The sequence below is a fragment of the Campylobacter sp. US33a genome, from assembly GCF_004378855.1.
GTDB lineage: Bacteria > Campylobacterota > Campylobacteria > Campylobacterales > Campylobacteraceae > Campylobacter_D.
This window is the reverse complement of sequence record NZ_RYYL01000010.1, coordinates 23,906-47,392: the sequence shown is the minus strand read 5'-3', so window position 1 is coordinate 47,392 and position 23,487 is coordinate 23,906. Positions and strand designations below refer to the sequence as shown.

Below are 23,487 nucleotides of genomic sequence, written 5' to 3'. Positions count from 1 at the left end.
TTATTTCTTTTTTTGATAGTATTTAAATTCATTATAGCAACACTCTAATTCTGTAGGCAGAACTGTTTCATTGTATTCTAAAGAACTAAAACTTATATTATTTGAAAATAATTCATTTGATATTTTCTCTTGCATTACTCCTATATATTCTGCCGAAACAAGGTTTTCAAAAATAAGTCCTTCATCCATCATTTTATCCTATTATTTTTATATTTTTTAGAAATTTCTCAAGCATATTCTCATTTAAATTTGTAGAATAACTAAATCGGCACATTCTTTCATTTATAAAGTTTTATATTTGGCTTATTTCTCATACATTAGTAGCCTTGTTTTTTAATTTTTCTTATATTTATTAATGCCATCACAACCTAATGTTCTTCCATATTATAATCATTGCAATAATATTTACAACCATTAGAAAGAACTTGAGGGAATTTGTTTTTTAAGTAGGTAGAATTTACAAAATGAGTTTCATTTCCTACTTTGATTTCGCTATCCAAATATTTACTACGAAATTCTTCTCTTTTTTCCAATATCTCTTCTCTTATCTCTTTATCAAAAATATAGATTCCGCCATAATTTCTTGCAAACTCTCTTAATTATTTTGCTTTTTTCCTTTAAATTTAATTTTTATATGTTTTTAAGACAAAAAAGGTATAATCTTAAGTTTTTAACAAAACAATCCAAAGGAAAATAAATGGCAGATAAGCAAATTGATGAATTAGAAGAACTTTTTAAAGAAAATGCGAAAGACTATGTTACTTATGAAAAATTAGTAAAATTTTTAGCTAAAGTTCCAACAACTAGCACAGCAAAAAAAGTTCAAAGCTTAATGAAAAAATACAATGTTAAACTTTATTCATCTGCTGAAATCGCCAAAATGAAAAATATAGAAGAGGCAAAAAAACTCCAAGAAGAAAAACAAAAATTACAAGATATCAGTTTAGAAAATGAATTTGATCTTGCCAATGAAAACGATCTTTTGGAGTGGAGTCGCTCAGATTCTCCTGTGAGAATGTATTTAAGAGAAATGGGGCAAATTGCCTTGCTTAGTAAAGATGAAGAAATTGAAATTTCAAAAAGAATAGAACTTGGAGAAGATATAATTATCGATGCATTTTGTTCTGTGCCTTATTTGATTGATTTTATTTTAGATTATAAAGAACCTTTAATTAATCGTGAAAGACGCGTTAAAGAGCTTTTTAAAAGTTTTGAAGATGAAGAAAAAAATGATGACAAACTCGATGAAGAAGATGTTGATGAGGAAAATGAAGAGCTTGAAGATGTTGATGAGGAAAATGAAGAAAGCAAAAAAAATACAAAACTTCCAAACAAAAAAGAAGATGAAAGAACGCTAAAAGTCATAGAAAAATTTAAAGCCTTAGAAAAAGCAAAAAAAGATTGGTTAAAAATTTCCAAAGAAATAGGCAAAGAAAGCGACGATGAACTTTTAAATAAACTCAGCATTACCTTTAAGAAAAACATACTAAAAGAAAAATTAATGGATCTTGGTCCGACTTCTAAACTCATTTCTGAAATCGTGAAATCTATGGAAACTGCGCTGAAAAGCGATGATGAATTTGATAAAGAGCTTAAGCGCTTAGAATATCGCTTACCAATGTTTTCAGAAGAACTCAAAACACGCCATGCAAATATTCTAAAAGATATTACCAAACTTAGCAAAGAAGAAATTTCAGAATTAGCCTTAGAGACAACTATGGTTAGCACTTATATGGAGATTAAAAAACTTTTCCAAACCAAAGAAGCAAGTCAAAATTCTTTTGACTTAGAAAAAGACGCCTTAAAAGAAATTTTAGAGCAAATCAAAAGGGGCAAAAATATCTCAGACGATGCAAAAGCTAGGATGGCAAAGTCAAATTTGCGTCTTGTTGTAAGTATAGCCAAGCGCTACACAAATCGTGGATTGCCGTTTTTAGATCTTATCCAAGAAGGTAATATCGGCCTTATGAAAGCGGTTGATAAATTTGAGTATAAAAGAGGTTATAAATTTTCAACCTACGCAACTTGGTGGATCAGACAAGCGATTTCAAGAGCAATTGCTGATCAAGCAAGAACTATAAGAATTCCAATTCATATGATAGAAACAATCAATCAAATCAATAAAATCATAAGAGAACATTTGCAAAAAGATGGCAAAGAACCTGATGTTAGCGTTATAGCACAAGAAGTAGGTTTGAGTATTGATAAAGTAAAACAAGTTATTAAAATCACTAAAGAACCGATTTCACTAGAAGCGCCTATAGGTGCTGAAGAGGATGGAAAATTTGGAGATTTTGTGGAAGACAGAAATTCACTTTCGCCAATGGATCATATTTTAAAAGATGATTTAAAAGAGCAAATTGATGATGTACTAGATCAGCTTAATGATAGAGAAAAAGCTGTCATTCGTATGCGTTTTGGCTTGATGGATGATGAAAGCGATAGAACTTTAGAAGAAATTGGCAAAGAACTTAATGTAACGCGCGAAAGAGTAAGGCAAATTGAAAGTTCTGCGATAAAAAAACTAAAACATCCAAAAGTAGGAAGAAAGCTTAAAAACTACATTGAAGGCTGGAAATAATATTAAACAAAAATCATCTTTTGACTGATTATTAACGCATAAAAGATGATTTTCAAATGATTTAAATTATTGCGTATTTATCTTACATCAAACCTATTTTATTCCTTATATTTTAAAGCTTCTTTTGTAAGCATTAAAGTTTTTTTGTTTGATTGTAAATTGCAATGAGTTTTAAAATTTCACTCGTTCTTTCTGGAAAAATTTGAATAAAATCATCTTTAAAATCAAATTTTCTTTTAATATTTGTATTAAAATAAGCAAACGCATCGCTTTGAAAAAATCGTCCCATTAAAACAATATATTCTTTTCTTTTTATTATTTTTTTATATTTTTGTTCATTCAGTGGTAGATTAATATCTAAGCTCGATATTGCTTTATCGTAAGCGATCAAAGCACTTTGTAAAAGCACGAGCTTATCTTCTTTGTTTGGAATTTTATACATTGTTTCTAAAAGTATTTCTAAAAGTTTTAATGCCTCATTTTTATCGTAAGCAAGAACTAATCTTTGTGGATAATTTTTAGCTTCATTTATAAGCAAATTTGCATTATAAAGGAATATTAACTGATTGATGTTTTTAAGAGAGAAAATATCTTTGTTTGAATTTTCAATATAGTTTAAAATTTCTCTATTTTCTTGTTTACTCTGTTCTATAAGTTTGGAAGAAATATTAATATAATCTTTTGCAATTTCGTTTTTTTGTAAAATTTGATCTGCTAAAACAAAAGAGTTTTGTAATTCTTCTTTCTGACTTAATGTCAGGCTATTTTCTATTTGTTTGTAGTGAGAATTTCTTAAGTTTTCAAGGTTTGAAATATCATTTTTTTGTGCAGAAAAAAAGTTTTTAAAAAAATTCAAATCAAGTTTTAGATAAAAAAGTGCCTCATTGAGATAGATGATATAGCTTAGTGTTTTTAATTCTTCTTTGTTCAGATTAAAAATTGCCTTAAGTTCTTCTAAGTTTTGTAAATATTCTTTTTGAGTAAGGTTGTTATAGTAGTATGTTTGATTGTTTATGTTACATTTAAAATTAACTTGATTTAAATTTGTATTTTGTATAAATTTTTAAATCTTCATCACTCAATTCATCAGTGCATAAAGCATAAGCGGTGCTACAAATAAAAAATGCAAAAAACATAATTTTAATACCCTTTTTAAAAATTTATCTCTCATTTTCTATCCTTTTTACTTTACAAAGAAAAAGTAAAATAATATTGACTGATTTTCTAGCAAGAATAATTATTGCTAATAACCAAAATAATCCATATTTAATAAAAAAATATCCGCCAAAAAATATTATAATTAAAAACATACTGTTTGGATCAATTGATACATATTCAAAAATACCATATATCCAATCTATAACTTTATTAGAAGCACGATATTTATTTTTACAATTTTTACATTTGATTTCTAATTTGCTTGAGAATATATTCCAAATATTTTGCAATTTATTGATTTTTGTTTTACAAACTTCACATTCTTTATAAAGGGACATTTATTTCTCCAATATAGCCGAAATTTTTATCTTTAAAATTTAAATTATTTTCCACATGCATTTAATCTTCCTTTGGCAATATTTATGAAATGATTATATCTTTCTGCTCCGAACATTGCTGAGTATATTTCTTGAATTTCAGCTTCTAGTTTTGTTTTATATAACAAATCCATTTTTGCATAAGAATTTATCATATTTTCTAATAATTGTTCTTTTTGGGGTATAGAGCAAATAAAGTTTTTATCTACACTTGAGGCAAATGGGACGAAATTAAAAAGAAAATAATCAGCATTAAAGGCTATTTTCATAGGTGTATATGTATCAGGCAGTGCATTTATTTCATCAATAAAAATGGTATATTTGTCTATAATACTTATAAAATTGTTCATTTCATCTAAATTGGTAGTACTATTAGAAGCAAGATAAAAATAATTAAGATTATTTTCGCTTTTTCTTCCAAATACACTTGCTTTGTTTCTAAGGGCTTTAAGATAAGCATTATCCAAGCCTAAAATTTGCATAAATTTAAAATCTTTTTTGAAATAATGCATATAGTTTAACAATTCTTTTTGATTTGTTTTTAATTCTTGATTTAGGTTTTGTTCTATAAAAACTTTTTTAAATTCTTCTTCATTGCTCCAGAATAATTTAAATATATCTTTTCTAATTTGATCTTCTTTTTCGTAATAACACTTATTCCAAAAGATAAGCTCTAAAGGTCGTTGTAAAAAATGATAAGTTAAGCTTGTAAAAATAATCAAAACTACGAGTGCAACACAAGGTATATAAAATCTTTTAAGTTTATAAAAAGGTTTATTTATTTCCACTCCATAATCACCTTTTAAATTTAACGATGCCATTCATCTCTCCATTGCATATCATAAAATAACTGATAATATAATCCAGGAGGATCAAAATCATAACGCATTTCAACCTCACCACAATTTGTAATAGGGTAATATCTATAAAGTATATTTTCCCAAGATTTTAATTGTCCTTTTGTAAATTTGAAACCATGATTCCCTATATAATATTCTTTTATCATTAAAGCATAAGCAGAATAACCAAACTTTGAGTTATTGGCAATATCGCCACCAATCGCAATAAAGTCAATATCATAAGGGATAAAAATATAATTATGAAATTTGTCTTCCAAGAATAAAGAATATTTTAACTCTAAATCATCTGTTAAGATTTCTTCTTCTTCAAAAGGTCTTACAATGCTAAAACCCTGCATTATTTTTTGCATATTTTCTTCTTCAGTTTTATTAAGATCAATTTGTTTTACGATATCGTTGATATCAAATTGCTTTCCATTGCTAGAAAATTGACAACTTGGAGCATTCTTTGCTTTTTCTTTGCTCTCATAATAACAATTATCGACACTAAGCCATTCTCCATCTATATTTGTAAATAATGGATCATGTGCTTCATTGTAAAACTTTTCAAGCAAATCTTTAGTAGCTCTTTCAAATAATTCATCTAGACTTAATTTTCTATTTGCTTTTATACAATAACCTTCTCGGTTAAGTGTTGCATTGGAGCGTAAAATCACTTTTGCATAACCATTTTTAAATTCAGTATAAAAAAGTATTTTATATCCTATAAATCCGATAAACAATATAGCTATAATCCAAGCTAATTTCTTTAATTTTGTGTCAAATAAAAACTGAAGTTTTTTCATTTATACTCCTATTTGCAATTCTTTTTCTGTTTCGTTTAATTCTCTTTTATTTTCTTTTTGCAATTCTTCATTCATTGGTACATTCCTTTAATTTATTTTGTATGGTTTTAAGCCCATCAATTTCTTTGGAATTAAGTCTTAAGCGTTGAAAATCATCAATTGCTTTTTTAAAGTCTCCCTTTAAATCATCATCAATATATATTTTTGATTTCTGATTTAAAAATAATAAAACTTTATCAATAGCAGTGTTAATTTGACTCATACCATTTAAAATTGTTATAGTTTTAGAATTATTTAAATTGCAAATATAATCTTGAGGAAATTCATCAGGATATATAACAGCAAATGAGCGATTATAGGTAATTAACATGTTGATATATATCCCAATTTCAACTATTGTGTAACTATCAATATATTTTTTAAAAAAACCTTTTTCTAAAAAATCTTCTAAATTAGTATTTAAATATAGCAAAAAATCTTCAAGTGCATCAAATCTCTCCTTGTCAAATAAAAAATAAGTTTGATGTCCTATAAAAGTTTTTTCTCTATCCATAAGATAAAGTATAATATCCATATTTGATTTTATTATAACATGCCCTGCTTGTCTCATAAGTTCAACATTTTCATCTGTGATATTGAAGATAATTAAAGTTTTCATATCTTCAATACTAGCTTGTATCATCTTAAGATTTTTAATAATCATTTGTGTAACTTTTTCTTGATTGTAAGTTTCTTTGCTTAAATTCTTAGCATACTTTAATTCTTCCTTGCCTTCATTTTCACTCCATTTAATTAAAGCACTAAGATTTTCTCTTGCTTTATTTTCATTTGCTTTTTTAAATTCTAAAGCTTCATAGATAAACTCATAAGCATTACTAATAATTATGATAAAAATCAACACAATAAAAACTATAGTAGAAATTTGTTTTGATATTTTAAGCAAGTTTCACTCCATCACAAGTCGCATTAAATGTAAGTCTTGTCCTTGGGTGATTTTATATTCTATGCTTTGACATTTTGGGCATTTAAAAACATTTTCTTCTAAAATGCTGAGCTCATCACATTTTAAGCATAAAATTTCAAGCGGCGCAAGCTCTATAAAAAGCTTAGCATTTTTGCAAAGTGCTGAATTTTCTCTAAAGGTTTCAAAACAACGCTTAAAAAGAACTACTTCTATACCACTTAAACGCCCTATTTTTACATAAATTTCTTGCACGCTTTTAGCATTATTATTTAAGGCATTTTCTTCACAAAGTTCTATTAAAGACTCTACAATACTAAGTTCGTGCATTAGCAAATTCTCGGTAAAAGTTCGCCTTTTGGGCTTTCTAAAAAGCGTTTAGCTCCATAAGCATTTTGTAAAATCACGCGTGCTTTTTTCTCTTCTAAAACTTCGCCAATAATACTTGCATTTTCGTTATATTTTCGCAAAATTTCTAAAGCTTTTATTTCATCTTCTTTTTCCACGCAAAGTATAAAAGTGCCTTCATTTGCTAATTCATAAGGCTCATAACCAAAAAGCTCACAAAGCCCCAAAACTTCATCTTGTATTTTTATCTTTTCTTCAAAAATTAAAAAATCATTCCCACTTTGCTTCGCCCACTCGTTTAAAACCGCGCTCAAACCCCCACGCGTCGCATCACGCATAGCTACGATTTTAACACCATTTTCTAAAAGCTCTAAAACTTCTTTATCTAAAGCCTTACAATCACTTTTTATACTCGCTTCTAGATTATTTCTTTTGATTAAAACACTAGCCCCATGTCTTCCTATATCGCCAGAAACTAGCACACTAAGCCCTGCTTTAATGTTCTTAGTCTCTTTCTTAGCGATAATTTCGCCAAGCGCTGTGGTGTTGATATAAATTTCATCGCCCTTACCTTTTGGTACGACTTTAGTATCGCCACATACTAGCATTACACTGCATTTATCGCATTCTTCTTTGATACTTTTTAAAATTATTTCTAATTTTTGAATTTCCAAACCTTCTTCTAAGATAAGTCCTAAACTAAGATATTTTGGCTTTGCACCCACCATTAAAACATCATTTATCGAGCCACAAACACAAAGCTTTCCTATATTTATTTCATCATCTAAAATCACAGGACTTAATACAAAAGAATCCGTACTTAATGCCAAATTTCCCAAAATCGCCGCGTCATTTGTGGCACTTAAAATTTCATTATCAAAAAGCTTAAAAACTTTGTTTAAAAGCTCACTCATTTCTTCTCCGCCACCCCCATGGGCTAAAGAAATATTTTTCATGCATTCACCTTTGAATATTTATAATAAGCCGCACATGCCCCCTCGCCTGAAACCATACAACTTCCTATAGGGCTTTTTGGAGTGCAAGCTTTGCCAAAAACTTTACAATCATAAGGCTTTGCCAAACCTCTTAAAATTTGTCCGCAAATACAAGCTTTGCTTTCACTTTTGCTTTGCACCGCACAATCAAATTTTTTACTCGCATCAAAAGTACTAAATTCATCTTTTAATCTAAGTCCACCATTTTTTATAAGTCCTAAACCGCGGAATTCAAAATCACATTTTTCGAAGTATTTTTTGACCAAATTTTGTGCTTTTACATTGCCTTTTTCGCTTACCGCTCTTTTGTATTGATTAAAAACTTGGGATTTATTTTCATTAATCTGTCTTACTATATTTAAAACACTTTCTAAAATATCAACCGGTTCAAAACCACTCACCGCGATAGGAGTTTTAAACTTAGCCGCTAAAGGCACATAAATTCCACAACCCGTAATCACACTCACATGAGAAGGTCCTAAAAAAGCATTGATTTTTACATTTTCATCACTCATTATCGCTTCTATTGGCTCTGGAACGCTAATGTGGTTGATATGAAAAAAGACATTTTTTAAGTTTTGTTCTATCACTTTTTCAAGAAGTAAAGCACTCATAGGCGTTGTTGTTTCAAAACCTATGGCAAAAAAGATGATATTTTTGCTAGGATTTTGCTTAGCAATTTCCAAAACCTCAAGCGGGGTATAAAGTGCTCTTACATCAGCTCCTTTTGCCCTTAAATCAAGCAATGAATTCTCACTTCCTGGCACTCTTAAAAGATCTCCTAAAGTGCAAAAAATACTATTTAACATAGAAGCAAGCTTTATGGCTGTATCAATACGCTCTCTTGGCATTACACAAACTGGACAACCTGGCCCATGGATAAAATTAATCTCCTTTGGTAAAATGGAAGGCAAAGCGTATTTCATAATGCTATGCGTGTGTCCGCCACAAATTTCCATGATATTAATAGGGCTTTTAACTTCTTTTTCTATAAGCTTTTTTAAAGCTAAAATGCTTTCTTTATCTCTAAATTCATCGATGAAATTCATTTAAACCCAAATCCCCTTCATTTTCTTTTATTTCTCCACTATTCATTTTTTCTACTATTTCTTGGTAGGTTTTAATACTCTCTAATGCAGCCTCTTTATCGATTTTTTCCATAGCAACGCCCACATGGATTAACACATAATCGCCCTTTGTTAAAGGCTCATCAATAAGATCTAAATTCACTTTTCTTTTTACGCCTAAGGTTTGCACTAAGGCATTATTAAACTCATCAATTTCTAAAATTTCAGATGGTATAGATAAACACATTAAAAAAGCTCCTTTTTAAGTTTAAGCAATTTATACCAAAGCTCCATATTGGTGCCATTTTTAGCATCAATTGCGATAATATCAGCTCTAGGGCTTAGCTCTTTTACAAATTTAGTTGCTTCTTTCATGTCAAAGTCAAAATGGTGCGCTAAATCAGCCTTTGTGATTAACACAATATCTGCTTTTTTAAACATTACAGGATATTTTTGTGGTTTATCGCTACCTTCGGTTACTGAAAGCAAAACCACATTTAAATGCTCTCCTAAATCATAGCTTGCAGGACAAACTAAATTGCCTACATTTTCGATAAAAAGCAAATCCACATCGTTAATCGCTAAATGATGTAAGGCTTCATGCACCATAAAAGCATCTAAATGACAACTTTGTCCCGTAGTGATCTGATAAGAAGAAGCTCCCGCATTTTTCACTCTTAAAGCATCATTGTTTGTTTCTAAATCCCCTTCAATCACTGCGATTTTAAGCTCACCTTTTAAAGTTTTTATAGTGCTTTCTAAAAGCGTGGTTTTTCCACTTCCTGGGGAACTCATTAGGTTAATACAAAGCGTATTTGCTTCATTAAAATGCTCTCTATTATGCTTTGCTTGCTCATCGTTTTTGCTTAAAATTTTAGAAATTACTTCTATGGTTTTACTTTCTTTTAAGCTTGGATTTTCGTGAGTATGCGCATGATGATCATGCGAGTGAGTATGCTCGTGCGTGTGACTTGAATTGATAGAACAACCACAATCTTTACACATATTATGCTCCTTTTGAAAGTTTTTTTCGATTTTATCTTTAAAAGCATTAAAATTTAATGAGTTTTAGTCTTTTTAATCCTTTTTTAAAAAATGCACCATTTGTCCTAAGGCTATAGAGCTATCATTACAAGGAAATTTTAGAGGCACAAAAAAGTTAAAATTTTTAGCTTTTAAAATTTCAAGCAAAGTTTTATTTTGAAAAACCCCGCCACTTAAAAGTACTTTTAAATCATAATTTTTACTAAATTCCACAATGAAATTTGCCAAGGCATTAAACATTCCTGTAATTGCCTTTGTCTTATCATCTCGCAATGCACCCATGATTAATTCTTTAAAATCAATTTCCCCATTTTTAATCAAAATTTCATAAGAAAAGTCTAAATTTTCATCATAAAATGCTTCGCACATCAGCCCGATTTGTGCTTCGTAAGAAATTTTTTCTATATCAAAAACTATACTCCCAAAAGCGTCAATTATGCGTCCTAAAGAACTTGTTTGAAGTATAGAACTTTCATAAATTTTCTTAAGATTTTCTAGTTTTATTTTAGGAATTTTTGCTAAAAAATGCGAAGCTTTTTCTTCTAAATCATACGCCCAAATAAGACTTAAGGCTAAATTTTGTATATTTTTTATATCGCTATTAATAAGTTTAAAGCTTTTAAAATGCGCAATTCTTTCATATTCTTTTAAATTAGCTTTGAAAATTTCACCACCCCAAATACTTTTATCATCGCCATAACCCGTGCCATCAAAGATAAAACCAAGTGCTTTTTCATCTTTGATAAATTCTTTTTCATACTCAAAATAAGCAGTACAAAAATGTGCGTAATGGTGCTGAATTTTATAAGTATTTTGAAATTCTTTTGCATAGCTAAAATTTGGGTGCTTATCACAAAGAATTTGATCAAATTTTAAATCATAACTTTGCTTAAAAAAATCAAGTAAAGAAAAAAATCTCTCATGCACATCAACACTTTTTAGATCTCCAATATAAGGAGAAATTAAAAGTTTATTTTTATAAAAAATTACAAATTCATTTTTAAGTTCAGCCCCCAAAGCTAAAAAAGTGCCGTTTTTTTCACTTTTAAAATCCAAATATGTAGGATTTAAGCCTCTTGAAGTGCGTAAAAACATAGTTTTTCCATCTATAACTTGTGCTATGCTATCATCGCTTGCATTATGAATTTCTCTATTATAGTCTAAATAAAAATCAAAAACATTGCCAAGTTTTAAAAGTAAATTTTTCTCATCTTTTATAATACTTTCACCACTTAAATTTGCACTTGTAGCAACTAAAATGCCTTTAAAATGTTTAAAAAGTAAAAGATGAAGCGGAGTATAAGCTAACATAATACCCAGTTTATCAACATCAGGTGCGATTAAAGAAAAAGCTTTTTTGGCTTTTAAAATCACAATAGGCGCTAAAATAGATTTTAAAAGTTTTTCTTCGTTTTCATCAATAAAACAAAGTTTTTTAGCCTCATTTATATTCTCACACATCAAAGCAAAGGGCTTTTTAGGACGATTTTTTCTAAGTCTTAATTCTTTTAAAGCATTTTCATTATTTGCATCACACATTAAATGAAAGCCGCCCATTCCTTTGATGGCTAAAATTTTGCCCTGCTTTAAAAGCTTAGCACATTCTACAAAAGCCTTTTCATCATGGACTAAAACTTCGCCCTTTTTATTTTTCAAAAAAACATCTATTTTACATTTAGGACAACTGATAGGTTGTGCATGAAAACGCCTATTTTTAGGATCTTCGTATTCACTTTTGCAAAACTCGCACATAGGTAGTTTATCCATAGTCGTATTTACTCTATCATAAGGAAGGTTTTTTATAATGCTAAATCTTGGCCCGCAATGTGTACAAGTAATAAAAGGATACAAAAAACGCTTATTTTTTTCATCAAAAAATTCTTTTTTACACTCATTACAAAGCGCAAAATCACTAAGCATTGGCACACTTTTAGCATTTTGGAGCGAATTTGTTATGCCAAAATTGTCGTATTTTTTTAGCTTTACTTGTGAAATTTCAATGCTATCTATCCTTGCTAAAGGGGGTAAATTTTCTTTTAATAAAAAAATAAATTTTTCGCATTTTTCTTTGGTACAAGAAAGAATTATTTCCACACCAAAACCATCGTTTTTAACCTCTCCAAAAAGCTTTAAATTTAAGGCTATTTCATAAACTTTTGGGCGAAAGCCTACCCCTTGAACAAGCCCCGAAATTCTTATCTTATATCCAAAGTGGCACATCGCTTAACTGACAATTTTTAAGGTGTTTTAAAGTATTTTTAAGTAAAGCTTTATGCTCAAACAAAGATCCACTAACAACAGCCATATCGCACTGCTTTTTCTCTCTTAAATCATCATACACATCGCGTAAGAAATAAGCCAAACTCTCCACCGCTCCATAAGCAATATTTGCGCTATCAACTCCAGCCAACATAAAACTCATAACCGAACGCAAAGTCCTTGTATAATCAAAGCTTTTATCTTCTTTTAAGCGATAATCAATCTTTACTCCGCGTGGCATTTTTGACTCATCGGCAATTTTTAAAAGTGCATCTGTGGCTTTTTTCACATTTTGATCTAAATTTAATACCCTACCTACCAAACCAAGCAAAGAATAAAAATTATTTTTTAGCTCGAAATTTTCATCTAAAAGCGGAAATTCTTTAGCAAAATTTTCTAAAAGCCTTGCGCCAATTTCATCTTTTCTGATTTCTTCGTAAAGCTCTTTAGAATCTTTTGGTAAAGAAAGTTTAAGTAAATTCAACTCTTTATTTACAAGCAAAATATCATCATAATTTTTACTGAGTTCTAAAATCAAAGCCCTTTCATCAAAACGACTTAAAATATAAGAAATTCTTGCCATATTTTTATCAGTTTTTGAAAAAATAAGCTCTTTAGCTTTTGGGTTAATAAACTCAAAGCCCTCCAAAACGACGATATTATCATCTAAACTCATAATTTCAAAATCATTTTGATAATCTTGAATTTTTTTAACACTTAAAAATTTATACTCATTTTGAAAAAGTTTAAGTCCTAAGGCAAAGCTAAATAAATCCTTTGCTAGCCTTAGTTTAAAATCACTAAAATCAAGATTGTGATTTTTTCTAAACATAACATTTAATCTTAATTTCATCAAAGGCTTTTCCAAACTTGCAAGAAGTTTTAAATTTTCGTTAGAACAAATAAAAATTGAATTGATCGCTTTTATATCACAAGGTAGTAAAAAATCACAATCAAATTTATTGTTAAATAAAGCAAATTTATAAATACCTTTATCATCTTTAAGATAAATACCTTTTTCTTGAATTAACAAATCAAAGGCTTTTTTTAGCAAATCATTAAAATTTTCTTCATTGATTTTATAAAATTCATTTAAATCACTTGAAAATTCACACTCACAAAACACGCCCCATTCATTGCTTAGAAGTTCTTTTTTTTCTGCATAAGTGCTTGAATTTTTATGTGTCAAATAAGCAAATTTAGTAAATTTTTCCTCTTTAAAATTGCAAAAAATATCAAAATCTTCGCCTGTACTCACATCAAATTTCCTTAAAAAAATACTATTACTTATGTTTTGCAAAGAATCACAAAAAGTCTTTAGTTCTTGCTCATTACCTTTAATTTGAAGTTTATAAGTATTTTGATTTTTTGTAAAATTATATGTATAATTTTTAGCATAATTTTGCAAAATATATTCAAAAATATCATTATCTACTGTGTATTCAAAACTAAAATTTAAAACCAATTTGTTACCTTTTTTTAAAATAAATTTTTATAGTAACAAATATGAGCTTAAAAAGTCTTAGTTTTTTCAAAAGCTTTTACTTAATAGATGTTAAATTTTTAAATTAGATGAAAAAAATCGAATAAAAAGTGGAGCGGGAAACGAGATTCGAACTCGCGACCCCAACCTTGGCAAGGTTGTGCTCTACCCCTGAGCTATTCCCGCAAAATAAAGTTCTAATTTTATCAAAATAAACTTAAAAATATTTGAAGTATATACTTTTAGACAGACAAATTTATCAAGTGCTACACACCATTCTAAGTCTTTGATGAGGGATTTAAGCAATTCTTCATCTCCTAAATAATAAATAACATCTTCTGTTATCCTAAAGGAGTAATTTTGCGATTCTAAGTAAAACAAAAGCACTAAGCGACTTTTGTCATCCTAAAGGAACAAGGCGACTGAAGGATCTATTTAAAAAGTTGGTTATTAAAAATAGTTGTAATGCATAAAGATTCTTTGTGTTGCTATATCCACTCAGAACATTTAGCACTTTTATCATCTTTTTTTCAAGGCGTATTATATAGCAGGGCTTATAACTTAAAACTTGAGTGTATTAATTTTACTGAGGCAAAATAATATTATGAGCTATAAATTCTTTAAGAATCATAAATCTTTATAATTTTTAACACAAATAAGCCCTATTTATATAAACTTTTCCTTGATTAATAGGTGAGTTTTGACTAATTTAAGTTTAAAATTATACAGAGTTAAATTTCGTGCATTTTAAAACAATACTATCTTCCTTGCAAAAAACCAGTTCTAGCCAAAATATATCCACAAACAAAACCAAAAATATGCCCATACCAAGCAATATTAACACCCATTAACAAAGGCAAAAAGCTTATCAGTAAAATGGCAATAAGCAAACCTTTTAAGCTATTCTTATCTAAAAAAGCATAATAACCCATCAAAACACAAATTGCCCCACTAGCTCCAACAACATTAACAACTTCTTGAGTCATTGTAAATTCAAAATAAATATAAACAAAACTCAGCAAAGAACACAATAAACCACCCAAAAAATACAAAACAAAAAATTTCATAGCTCCAAGCCATCTTTCTAAAATGCTGCCAAATTGATACAAAACCATCATATTTAAAATCAAATGCGTAAAGTTTGCATGGATAAACATAGAGCTTAAAACTTGCCAATAATAAGCCTTTTCAAGCATTAAAAGATTTAGACCAAAATAAGCATTATAAGCACTAGAAATAAGTAAAAAACATAAAATATTTATAGCAATTAAAACAATGACCGCCATTAATTTTTCCTTTGTAAATAACCCATTTCAATGAGTTTTTCATAAATTTTAGCACTTATAGGACCTGCAGAAAGACTGCGTCCTCCATGTTCGACAAGAACAGTAACTACATATTTAGGATTTTGATAAGGTGCATAACTTGTAATCCACGCATGCGATCTTAAATAATATTTAAAATCCTCTTCTTTTATCCTTTGTTTTTCGGCTTGAGAAAATCCAACCACTTGGGCTGTTCCTGTTTTGGCTGCTACAGTTAAAGGAAGATCTTTATAATAGCGATAGGCTGTGCCACCTTGCTCATTTGCCACTTCATACATAGCCTGTCTGATAAGCGGAAGTTGGGACTTTTCAAAAATATTGAAAATTTCTTCTTTTTGCTTACTTTGAGTTAAATTATTATCAATACTTTTAAGTAAAGTAGGAGTAATCTCTACGCCTTTAGCTATGGCAGCGGTATATTTTGCCACTTGCATAGGAGTAACCAAAAAATTACCCTGTCCTATGCTAGTATTTAAAGTTTCTCCTTGATACCAAGGTTGATTAAATTTAAGCATTTTCCATTCTCTACTTGGTACGGTTCCCACAAATTCATTAGGCAAATCTACTCCAGTTTTTACCCCAAAACCTATGCGACTCATCATGGAGCTGATTTGATCAATGCCAACCCTAAGTCCAGCCTCATAAAAATACACATCACAACTTCCCTTAATGGCAGATTTTAAATCTACTTGTTTATGTCCTGCACGATTCCAACATCTAAAATTTCTGCCACCAAGCTCTATAGAGCCTGAACAAAAAAATTGGGTAGAGGCATTAATATTTTCTTGTCCCATAAAAGATAAACCCACACCCATTTTCACAACCGAACCAGGAGGATAAAGACCGTTGACTAATTTATTGGTAAAAGGATGATCAAGGCTATTGGATAGCTTTTTCCACTCGGCTACAGAAATTCCTGTAACAAAAGGGTTTAGATCGTATTCTGGGAAACTCCCTGCTGCTAAAATGCTACCATCTTCTAAATTCATTACAATGGCTGTTCCAGCGTTATCTGAAAAAAGTTTAGCAAGATATTCTTGTAACTCTATATCAATGCTTAATTGTATATCTTTTGAATTAGCCTGTTTATAAAAAAGCTCCCCAAGCTCTTGATTTAAAGCATTTACCTTAACTTGCCTTACTCCTTTTTCACCTTGCAAAACTTCGTTATAATAAAGCTCTACCCCACTTTTTCCAATGTAATTAGTCAGTTTAGCAATTTCATTTTCGCTAATATCATTTAAGCTTACTTTACCAACATAACCAATGATATGACTAGCTAAAGCCTTATAGGGATATTGTCTTTTTACGGCTGGTTTTATTCTGATATTTTCCCTTAAATTCAATCTTGAAAAATGCGGTATCATAGTCGCATAATCTATAAAATCTACAACTTCTACATAATCTTGATTATAATAAGAGTCATTTTTTTTATAGGTTCTATAAAGCACAGTAGCATTTAAATCTTTAAAAGTATTTGTTAGCTCCTCGATCTCGCGTTCTAAAAGAGCATACGAAGACTTTCTTAAACTTAAATATGGCTTAATTGAGATACTAAAACCCAAATCATTGGTCGCTAAAAGTTTGCCATTTGCATCCGAGATTTCACCTCGCACTGGAGCAAGAAACTGTGTTTTAATAGCGTTTTGTTGCGCCATTTCTTCATAATATACATTTGATTTAATGCTTAAGTAATAAATTCTTGATAAAAGCAAAATAAAAAATATGATAATAAAAATTATCACTACGCGCATTCTCATTACAACTTATCCTTAAAAAACACATAAGAAATATAAGATTCTATAATAATAAAAATCAAATATTCAAAACTTAAATCTTTAATGCTTTTATTATCAATATAAGACAAAACCGCATCAAATAAATAAACAAAAACATAAGCATTAACAACAAAAATCACAGGAACTAATTTTCCAATTTTTAAATTTGTTTTTATCCAATCCGCGCAAACATAATAAAAAACAAAAAAAGCAATCCAAGATGAAAAAATATAAAAATTATGCACTATATCTATAAATACCAAATAAGCTAAAGCAAAATACCACCTAAAATCAAGCTGATATAAGCTTTTTTCTTGCTCTTTTAGCAAATAACACATATAACAAAAAAGCACTCCAAATAAAATAGGCATGTAGGCAAAAATTGAAGTAAAAATTTGATATACAACAAAAAAGCCAAGTAAAACAATATAACCAACAATAGAAGCATTATCATAGCTTTTATATTTTTTTTCCATCATAAGCCCAAAGCCTTATCAATAATGGTTTTTTCCAGAATTTCCAATCCTATTTTCTTTGAATTTGATACAAATAAAGAATCTGGATATAATTTTTTAAGCTTGGCTTTTTGACTTTGATTTAATTTATCTATTTTAGTAAAAACCTTAAGAATTTTTTGATCTTCTCGAAGAAAGCTTTTTAAGTAAATATCAACTTCTGTGTCGATATCTAAATCAAAATGCCTACAATCTATCAAATGCACAAAAAGCTTAATGCTGGTTTGAAGCTTTAAAAATTCATCTAAATTTTTATTCCAAATTTCTTTTAAATTTTTCGAAACTTTTGCATAACCAAATCCTGGTAAATCCACAAAAATTAAAGAAAATTTTTCCTCTTTTTTACATAAAACTTCAAAAAAATTTATAAGCTGGGTTTTACCTGGAACGCTTGAACTTTTAGCCAATTGTTTTTGTTTGCACAAGGCATTAATTAAAGAGCTTTTTCCAACATTAGAACGCCCCAAAAAAGCCACTTGAGAATGAGAACTTAAAAGCTCATAAGTAAATTTTGGTGCTGAAGTAATAAATTTGGCACTTAAAATCATTTTTCTTCTACATCAAAAACAAATCTTATAGGTTTTTTATTAAAACTTTCTACCTTATAAATTTTTTGTTTTTTATCTACAATAATTTTATCGCCAAAAATTTTTCTTTTGGTTTCTAGCTCGATAATATAAGCATTGCCTATGATTTCATAAATATCAGAATTCACATAATAAATAAATTTATCGCCACTTCCCTTATAGCTTTTATCTTTCAATCTCACTTCAAAACGAGCATTTTGAGTAGCTTCATATCTTATAGGTTTTTTGTTTTTATCTGTGTAAATAACCACTTTATCCGAGTTTAACACATCTCCTTCTTTTTTAATGAACACATTTCCACTCAGTATGCTTTGTCCGCTATTTTCATCTGAAAAAAAATTCATAGCCGTTACTTCAACCGGCGCTGCCTTCAAACCAAAAATCCCAAAAAACAATAAAATTATTATTCGCCAAGCCACGCTTTTGCTCCCATTATTTTTAATTTTTTATTTATCATATCGTATTCTAATTTTTGTCCGAAAATAATATCAGTGCCTTTATATACATAAAATTCCTTATCACTGGTAATATTTTTATCTTTAATATTATAAAAAACTTCTTGCGCATTGATGCGAGTTTGATTAATATCTTCATAATTTACATTTCCCTGAAACTCGGCCTTATCTTCAAAAATATTTAAAACCAAACTACTTACATTATAATCAGGATAAAATGCTTTAAAATCATAAAAAACATCTTTATCTTTATAGCGACTCCAACTTAATGCCATAAAACTAGAATTTACCGAACTTGAATTCAACTCATAAACAGTAATTTCATTAGCTTGAATATTTTTTATATCTAAATTATAAGACTTAAAATTAAACATATAAGGATCTTGAGTGCCTAAGATTGCCAAAATAATAGCAAATAAACTCATCAAAATCCCAAAGATTTTTATAACCAAAGTTTATTCCATTCTTCTTGCATATTATTTATATCAATAATTTTTTCTATCATTGCCGCTACGGCCGCTTTTCCACCATTTTGATTTAAAGTAAAATCTACTTTTAAAGCCTCATGTGCGTCATTGGGTTTGAAACTTAAACCCACCGCATCAAGCAATTTTAAATCATTATAATAATCTCCTATAGCAGCAACCTGACTAAATTCAAGCCTTAAATCTGCCAAAATTTCCTTAGCACAAGCAAGCTTATCCTTTACTCCTTGATAAAGCAAATCTATTTTTAAAGCCTTTGCGCGAAGTTCTACGCATTTTGAATTCCTACCTGTGATAATGGCTATTTTTTTACCAAGTTTAAGCCAAGCTTCAATGGCTGCACCATCTTTAACATCAAATTCTTTTATTTCTTCACCGCTTGAAGTATAGATGATTTTTCCATCTGTCATACAGCCATCAATATCTAAAATAATCAATTCTATCATTTTATTCCCTTACGACAAATGCTCCACTAAATGCTCCACTGCTCGCAAAATCTCTAGCCTCTTCTTCACTTCTAAATCCTGTTAAAAATACTCTATTTAAACCGTCTATAGAACTTTTTTTAACAACTGAAGAATAAGTTCTATAAGTTTTATATTTGCCTGCAATATAATTTGCACCTTCTGGATTTTTAAAAGCTCCAATTTGAACCATAAATTTACCACCCTCATAAACTTGTCCATTATGAGTAATATTTCCACCTGCTGTATTTGCATTTGAATGGATAATATTTGAATTTGCTCCTGATGCAAAGCCTATAACTTCAAGTCTTACTGGAGCTGTGCCTGTTTGTATCATATTAATTTCACTGGCCGCACCTTTGGATAAATCTATAATACGATTTGCCACAAAAGGACCGCGATCATTTACTCTTACGATAACCTGTCTTTGATTATTTAAATTAGTCACTTTTAACATGGTATTCATCGGCAAAGTCTTATGCGCTGCTGTAAGACCATTTTGATCATAAGTTTCGCCATTTGATGTTTTTTTTCCATGAAAACCTGGTCCATACCAACTCGCAACACCATCAGCAACTTCCCCCACTTCAACCACTGTTGGATAATAAGTTTTTCCATTAATAGTATAAGGCTTCATAGTGCCTTTTGCGCCACTTGGTGTACTAGTATTTGTTTTAAAATCTCTACTTGGATAATACACGCTTGGTGTGCTTGAAACAAAACTAGAACAGCCACTAAAACCCAAAATACTAAAACTAGCGGCTAACGATATGAGTGTCTTTATTTTTGTTTTTTGCTTGATAATTATCATTATTTTTCTCCTTCATTATAGGCAAAACCAATTTTTGATTAATGCTTAGATGCGAACCCTTAAGCTCGTTATATTCTTTTATAGTTGCAACACTGATTTTGTGTTTTTTTGCAATTTTATACAAAGAATCTCCTGATTTTACAATATAAATTTTTGTTTTTGGAATAGTGGTATCCACCTTTGTCATTTTTTTAGGATCAAATTTTTCCTTAAAAAGTGCCAATTTATCGATAGGAATATAAACATAAGATTCTTTATCGGGTGGAGTAAAATCATATTTAAACTGCGGATTATAGCGTTTAAAGGTTTTTAAATCAAGCTCTATCATATCAGAAATTTCCTTTAAAGCTACCGCTGAAGGCACTTTTATTTCAACAAAATTATTAAATAAGGCATAATTAAATAAAGCCGCGTTATTTGAAAGCAAATAATCACTATTATTAGCCAAAAATGCCAAAGTAATGATTTTTTTAATAAACATCCTAGTTTCTAAAGGTAAATATCTTTTTTCAGGATCAACCAAAACAAATAAATCATCACTTCCTGCTTCATTAATAGCTTGTCTTAACTTGCCGTGTCCGCAATTATAAGCCAAAATAGCCAAATACCATTTTCCAAATTCTTGTTTAAGTTGTTTAAGATATTCAAGTGCAGCTTGAGTGGATTTAAAAGGATCTCGTCTTTCATCCACATAAGGATCAATTCTTAAACCAAAACTTTTCGCCGTAGGTTTCATAAGCTGCCAAATACCTACAGCTTTAGCGCTTGAAGTGCTATGTATTTTTAAACCCGATTCAACAATCGCTAAATACAAAATCTCTTCTGGCATCTCTTTTTGAGAAATCATTTTGCGTATTGAAGGTGCAAAATCAAAAGACTTTAAGGCTTGAAGGTTTCCTCCATGTGTATTTTCAAGTAGATTTTTATCTTCTAAAAAAATTAAATCACTCATATAACTTGGATCTATATCTAAATTTCTTAAAATATCTACTTGTTTTTGATAGTGCTCTGGAGTAAAAATAGCTGCCTTAATGCTAAAAGCAATAGTTAAAATAGATAATATTTTTTTCATCATTTTACTCCTTGAAAAAACAAATCATTAGCATTTTTAGTGCAAATTTGTATCAATTCTTGACGGTCTATATTTAAAATTTCAGACATTTTATCTACAACCAAATGCGTCAAAATGGGATGATTACGCTTACCCCTAAAAGGCGTTGGAGTAAGATAAGGCGCATCAGTTTCCAATAAAAGCTTGTCTTTTGGAATCTTAGGCAAAATTTCAACTAAATTTTTTGCATTTTTAAAGGTTAAAACCCCGCCAATCCCGAAATAAAATCCTTCATCACTAAGACGCAATAAATGTTCGCTTGCATTAAAACAATGAATCACCCCACCTTTTAAATCTTTAGCATATTTTTTTAGAATTTGATAAGTATCATCATTGGCATCACGACTGTGAATAATCACTGGCTTTCTGGTATCTCGAGCAAGTTCAAGTTGTATATTAAAAATCTCTTTTTGTTTTTGCTTTACACTCTCATTTTCGCTTTTTAGGTAAAAATAATCCAAACCGCATTCACCTATAGCCACACATTTTTCATCGTAAGAATATTTTTTAAGATATTCTAAATCAAATTCATCGCAGTGATAGGGATGAACGCCTGCTGCAAAATAAACATAATCATATTTGTAAGAAATTTCTCTGGCACGACTTAAATGGCTTAAATCGGCGCCTGGAATAATGATTTTTTCAATTTTATTTTGTTTTGAATGTTTTATAATTTCATCTAAATCCCCAAAATAGCTCTCATCGTCTAAATGACAATGTGTATCAATAATACTCTCACTATTTTTATAATCTAGTCCTAAAAACATACCTCTACCCTATCTCCTCCATTATTTTTCGCCTCAAATAAAGCTTTTTCTGCTTTTTGCATCATCTCTTTTAAAGAACTTTGCGTATTCCCAAAACAAAGCCCTATAGAAACACTAAAATACAAATCATCAAGCAAATCAGCAACTTTTGTACTCTTGATATTCACCCGAATATGAGAAAAAATTTTAATTGCTCTTTCATTGTTAATATTTTTTAATAAAATGCAAAATTTTTCAGGCGAATAGCGCCCTATAATATCACGTCCTTTAGTTTCGCTAATTAATTCTTTAGCACATTGCTTGATAACTTTATTTCCTATTTCATAGCTATATTCTTCATTAATAGTTTTAAGTTTATCAATATCAAGAAACGCAAAGGCAAATTCTTCTTGATATTCTTTAAGATGATAAAAATATTTTTCTAATTCTTTCATTAGGGCTTGAGAATTTTGCAACCCACTAATAGAATCTAAATTTGAATACTTATTTACAAGCTCTAAATTTTGCATATTTTTAAAATTTTGCATTATTTTATATGAAAGTAACTCCATAGAAAAAGGCTTATTTAAAACATCATTTGCACCCTGCTTTAAAAGCTTAAGCTCGGCATCATTATCATCATTTAATACTATAAGTCCAAGCTCTGATTGATTGTATTTTTGTCTAATATGAATTAAAAGATCATAAGCATTAATTACAGGCATTTTAGTATCGCAAATAATCATTTTTACATCTGGATGAAATTCTAAATAATTCAAAACTTCTTCGCCATGTGCTGCAGCTAAAATTTCAAATCCCTTTTTATTTAAAAAATTTTTAATTTCATTTCTTTCATTATTATTACAAAGTGCTAAAATGATCTTTCTTTTTTGATAATTGCAAAAATCAGCAATACTTTCTATAATTTTTTCAACACAAGAATCATCTTTAATGATAAAATCAACAACTTGTTTTTCCCAAAAATGCGTATATTTTTTCTCATTATAATCATTAATTAAAATAATGCTTGGAATCTTATTTTTAAAACACAAATTCACTAATTCTTCTTGAGCTTGAAATGAATGTACATCCAACAAGCATAAAATATATTTTTCTTTAGCGATATACTCTTGCACTTGCGAAATATCAAATGCAACATCTAAGCTAAATTCCAAAACCGCTTCTATCTTCTTAGCAAAAAGCTTTGCAAGAGTTTTGTTATCATCTACAACTAAAATTTTATTCATAAAAACTAAAAATCCCAATTAAGTTATTTTCATTATATTTTCGGA

25 protein-coding genes and 1 tRNA gene are annotated in these 23,487 nt (G+C 29.3%); 1 reads left to right on the top strand and 25 read right to left on the bottom strand.

All coding sequences use genetic code 11. The features are described from left to right. Entirely contained in the window at positions 1 to 189 is a 189-nt protein-coding gene (locus ELQ16_RS08185) for a hypothetical protein (protein WP_134239063.1), read from the bottom strand. A gap of 179 nt (positions 190 to 368) precedes the next feature. Continuing rightward, entirely contained in the window at positions 369 to 533 is a 165-nt protein-coding gene (locus ELQ16_RS08180) for a hypothetical protein (protein ID WP_243832617.1), read from the bottom strand. A gap of 164 nt (positions 534 to 697) precedes the next feature. Here ELQ16_RS08180 and rpoD point away from each other — a divergent pair, with 164 nt between their 5' ends. Next, on the top strand, positions 698 to 2,581 hold the full coding sequence (gene rpoD, locus ELQ16_RS08175) for an RNA polymerase sigma factor RpoD (RefSeq protein WP_134239062.1): 1,884 nt from the start codon (positions 698 to 700) through the stop codon (positions 2,579 to 2,581). Positions 2,582 to 2,714: 133 nt separating this feature from the next. On the opposite strand, the gene ELQ16_RS08170 is transcribed toward rpoD, so the two are convergent. The 23 genes from ELQ16_RS08170 to ELQ16_RS08055 form a co-directional block, all read right to left on the bottom strand. Beyond that, positions 2,715 to 3,437, bottom strand: coding sequence for a hypothetical protein (locus ELQ16_RS08170; protein ID WP_208335086.1), 723 nt, complete (start codon positions 3,435 to 3,437; stop codon positions 2,715 to 2,717). A 684-nt stretch (positions 3,438 to 4,121) separates the two neighbouring features. Then, positions 4,122 to 4,937 (bottom strand): hypothetical protein, encoded by an 816-nt coding sequence (locus ELQ16_RS08160; protein ID WP_243832616.1) that lies wholly within the window; start codon positions 4,935 to 4,937, stop codon positions 4,122 to 4,124. Then, positions 4,925 to 5,761, bottom strand: coding sequence for a hypothetical protein (locus ELQ16_RS08155; RefSeq protein WP_134239060.1), 837 nt, complete (start codon positions 5,759 to 5,761; stop codon positions 4,925 to 4,927). The genes ELQ16_RS08160 and ELQ16_RS08155 overlap by 13 nt, the downstream gene beginning before the upstream one ends. A 67-nt stretch (positions 5,762 to 5,828) precedes the next feature. Beyond that, on the bottom strand, positions 5,829 to 6,704 hold the full coding sequence (locus tag ELQ16_RS08150) for a hypothetical protein (protein ID WP_134239059.1): 876 nt from the start codon (positions 6,702 to 6,704) through the stop codon (positions 5,829 to 5,831). 3 nt (positions 6,705 to 6,707) lie between these two features. Further along, entirely contained in the window at positions 6,708 to 7,052 is a 345-nt protein-coding gene (hypA, locus tag ELQ16_RS08145; RefSeq protein ID WP_134239058.1) for a hydrogenase maturation nickel metallochaperone HypA, read from the bottom strand. Then, positions 7,052 to 8,026 carry a hydrogenase expression/formation protein HypE gene (gene hypE / locus ELQ16_RS08140; protein WP_134239057.1) on the bottom strand — a complete coding sequence of 325 codons (975 nt, stop codon included), beginning with the start codon at positions 8,024 to 8,026 and terminating at the stop codon, positions 7,052 to 7,054. Before hypE ends, hypA begins: the two co-directional genes overlap by 1 nt. After that, positions 8,023 to 9,114 (bottom strand): hydrogenase formation protein HypD, encoded by a 1,092-nt coding sequence (gene hypD, locus ELQ16_RS08135; RefSeq protein ID WP_134239056.1) that lies wholly within the window; start codon positions 9,112 to 9,114, stop codon positions 8,023 to 8,025. Before hypD ends, hypE begins: the two co-directional genes overlap by 4 nt. Beyond that, positions 9,098 to 9,379 carry a HypC/HybG/HupF family hydrogenase formation chaperone gene (locus ELQ16_RS08130; RefSeq protein ID WP_134239055.1) on the bottom strand — a complete coding sequence of 94 codons (282 nt, stop codon included), beginning with the start codon at positions 9,377 to 9,379 and terminating at the stop codon, positions 9,098 to 9,100. The genes hypD and ELQ16_RS08130 overlap by 17 nt, the downstream gene beginning before the upstream one ends. After that, positions 9,379 to 10,137, bottom strand: coding sequence for a hydrogenase nickel incorporation protein HypB (gene hypB / locus ELQ16_RS08125; protein WP_134239054.1), 759 nt, complete (start codon positions 10,135 to 10,137; stop codon positions 9,379 to 9,381). The genes ELQ16_RS08130 and hypB overlap by 1 nt, the downstream gene beginning before the upstream one ends. A gap of 72 nt (positions 10,138 to 10,209) precedes the next feature. After that, positions 10,210 to 12,396, bottom strand: coding sequence for a carbamoyltransferase HypF (gene hypF, locus ELQ16_RS08120; protein ID WP_134239053.1), 2,187 nt, complete (start codon positions 12,394 to 12,396; stop codon positions 10,210 to 10,212). Beyond that, positions 12,377 to 13,900 carry a hypothetical protein gene (locus ELQ16_RS08115; RefSeq protein ID WP_134239052.1) on the bottom strand — a complete coding sequence of 508 codons (1,524 nt, stop codon included), beginning with the start codon at positions 13,898 to 13,900 and terminating at the stop codon, positions 12,377 to 12,379. The genes hypF and ELQ16_RS08115 overlap by 20 nt, the downstream gene beginning before the upstream one ends. A gap of 129 nt (positions 13,901 to 14,029) precedes the next feature. After that, positions 14,030 to 14,104, bottom strand: a tRNA-Gly gene (locus ELQ16_RS08110). 572 nt (positions 14,105 to 14,676) lie between these two features. After that, complete coding sequence (locus ELQ16_RS08105; RefSeq protein ID WP_134239051.1) at positions 14,677 to 15,204, bottom strand: rhomboid family intramembrane serine protease; 528 nt, start codon at positions 15,202 to 15,204, stop codon at positions 14,677 to 14,679. Then, the gene (gene mrdA, locus ELQ16_RS08100) at positions 15,204 to 17,003 is read right to left on the bottom strand and encodes a penicillin-binding protein 2 (protein WP_134239050.1); all 1,800 of its coding nucleotides are present in this window, start codon (positions 17,001 to 17,003) and stop codon (positions 15,204 to 15,206) included. The genes ELQ16_RS08105 and mrdA overlap by 1 nt, the downstream gene beginning before the upstream one ends. Beyond that, on the bottom strand, positions 17,003 to 17,497 hold the full coding sequence (locus ELQ16_RS08095) for a hypothetical protein (RefSeq protein WP_134239049.1): 495 nt from the start codon (positions 17,495 to 17,497) through the stop codon (positions 17,003 to 17,005). The genes mrdA and ELQ16_RS08095 overlap by 1 nt, the downstream gene beginning before the upstream one ends. Further along, positions 17,497 to 18,084 (bottom strand): ribosome biogenesis GTP-binding protein YihA/YsxC, encoded by a 588-nt coding sequence (gene yihA / locus ELQ16_RS08090; RefSeq protein ID WP_134239048.1) that lies wholly within the window; start codon positions 18,082 to 18,084, stop codon positions 17,497 to 17,499. The genes ELQ16_RS08095 and yihA overlap by 1 nt, the downstream gene beginning before the upstream one ends. After that, positions 18,081 to 18,542 (bottom strand): lipopolysaccharide transport periplasmic protein LptA, encoded by a 462-nt coding sequence (lptA, locus tag ELQ16_RS08085; RefSeq protein ID WP_134239047.1) that lies wholly within the window; start codon positions 18,540 to 18,542, stop codon positions 18,081 to 18,083. The genes yihA and lptA overlap by 4 nt, the downstream gene beginning before the upstream one ends. After that, positions 18,527 to 19,003: a hypothetical protein gene (locus tag ELQ16_RS08080; protein WP_134239046.1), complete on the bottom strand. Its 477-nt coding sequence runs from the start codon at positions 19,001 to 19,003 to the stop codon at positions 18,527 to 18,529. The genes lptA and ELQ16_RS08080 overlap by 16 nt, the downstream gene beginning before the upstream one ends. A 17-nt stretch (positions 19,004 to 19,020) precedes the next feature. Continuing rightward, positions 19,021 to 19,509: an HAD family hydrolase gene (locus tag ELQ16_RS08075; RefSeq protein ID WP_134239045.1), complete on the bottom strand. Its 489-nt coding sequence runs from the start codon at positions 19,507 to 19,509 to the stop codon at positions 19,021 to 19,023. 1 nt (position 19,510) lies between these two features. Then, positions 19,511 to 20,338: a septal ring lytic transglycosylase RlpA family protein gene (locus tag ELQ16_RS08070; RefSeq protein WP_134239044.1), complete on the bottom strand. Its 828-nt coding sequence runs from the start codon at positions 20,336 to 20,338 to the stop codon at positions 19,511 to 19,513. Then, positions 20,283 to 21,410, bottom strand: a complete 1,128-nt coding sequence (locus tag ELQ16_RS08065) for a lytic transglycosylase domain-containing protein (RefSeq protein WP_134239043.1) — start codon at positions 21,408 to 21,410, stop codon at positions 20,283 to 20,285. The genes ELQ16_RS08070 and ELQ16_RS08065 overlap by 56 nt, the downstream gene beginning before the upstream one ends. Beyond that, entirely contained in the window at positions 21,410 to 22,216 is an 807-nt protein-coding gene (locus tag ELQ16_RS08060; protein WP_134239042.1) for a TatD family hydrolase, read from the bottom strand. Before ELQ16_RS08060 ends, ELQ16_RS08065 begins: the two co-directional genes overlap by 1 nt. After that, positions 22,207 to 23,442 carry a diguanylate cyclase gene (locus tag ELQ16_RS08055; protein ID WP_134239041.1) on the bottom strand — a complete coding sequence of 412 codons (1,236 nt, stop codon included), beginning with the start codon at positions 23,440 to 23,442 and terminating at the stop codon, positions 22,207 to 22,209. The genes ELQ16_RS08060 and ELQ16_RS08055 overlap by 10 nt, the downstream gene beginning before the upstream one ends. Positions 23,443 to 23,487: the final 45 nt, after the last annotated feature.

Coding starts and splice junctions, on each gene's coding strand:
- ELQ16_RS08185 (WP_134239063.1), bottom strand. CDS start 189: ATGGATGAAGGACTTATTTTTGAAAACCTTGTTTCGGCAGAATATATA.
- rpoD (WP_134239062.1), top strand. CDS start 698: ATGGCAGATAAGCAAATTGATGAATTAGAAGAACTTTTTAAAGAAAAT.
- ELQ16_RS08160 (WP_243832616.1), bottom strand. CDS start 4,937: ATGGCATCGTTAAATTTAAAAGGTGATTATGGAGTGGAAATAAATAAA.
- ELQ16_RS08155 (WP_134239060.1), bottom strand. CDS start 5,761: ATGAAAAAACTTCAGTTTTTATTTGACACAAAATTAAAGAAATTAGCT.
- hypA (WP_134239058.1), bottom strand. CDS start 7,052: ATGCACGAACTTAGTATTGTAGAGTCTTTAATAGAACTTTGTGAAGAA.
- hypE (WP_134239057.1), bottom strand. CDS start 8,026: ATGAAAAATATTTCTTTAGCCCATGGGGGTGGCGGAGAAGAAATGAGT.
- hypD (WP_134239056.1), bottom strand. CDS start 9,114: ATGAATTTCATCGATGAATTTAGAGATAAAGAAAGCATTTTAGCTTTA.
- ELQ16_RS08130 (WP_134239055.1), bottom strand. CDS start 9,379: ATGTGTTTATCTATACCATCTGAAATTTTAGAAATTGATGAGTTTAAT.
- hypB (WP_134239054.1), bottom strand. CDS start 10,137: ATGTGTAAAGATTGTGGTTGTTCTATCAATTCAAGTCACACGCACGAG.
- hypF (WP_134239053.1), bottom strand. CDS start 12,396: ATGTGCCACTTTGGATATAAGATAAGAATTTCGGGGCTTGTTCAAGGG.
- ELQ16_RS08105 (WP_134239051.1), bottom strand. CDS start 15,204: ATGGCGGTCATTGTTTTAATTGCTATAAATATTTTATGTTTTTTACTT.
- mrdA (WP_134239050.1), bottom strand. CDS start 17,003: ATGAGAATGCGCGTAGTGATAATTTTTATTATCATATTTTTTATTTTG.
- ELQ16_RS08095 (WP_134239049.1), bottom strand. CDS start 17,497: ATGGAAAAAAAATATAAAAGCTATGATAATGCTTCTATTGTTGGTTAT.
- yihA (WP_134239048.1), bottom strand. CDS start 18,084: ATGATTTTAAGTGCCAAATTTATTACTTCAGCACCAAAATTTACTTAT.
- ELQ16_RS08080 (WP_134239046.1), bottom strand. CDS start 19,003: ATGAGTTTATTTGCTATTATTTTGGCAATCTTAGGCACTCAAGATCCT.
- ELQ16_RS08075 (WP_134239045.1), bottom strand. CDS start 19,509: ATGATAGAATTGATTATTTTAGATATTGATGGCTGTATGACAGATGGA.
- ELQ16_RS08070 (WP_134239044.1), bottom strand. CDS start 20,338: ATGATAATTATCAAGCAAAAAACAAAAATAAAGACACTCATATCGTTA.
- ELQ16_RS08065 (WP_134239043.1), bottom strand. CDS start 21,410: ATGAAAAAAATATTATCTATTTTAACTATTGCTTTTAGCATTAAGGCA.
- ELQ16_RS08060 (WP_134239042.1), bottom strand. CDS start 22,216: ATGTTTTTAGGACTAGATTATAAAAATAGTGAGAGTATTATTGATACA.
- ELQ16_RS08055 (WP_134239041.1), bottom strand. CDS start 23,442: ATGAATAAAATTTTAGTTGTAGATGATAACAAAACTCTTGCAAAGCTT.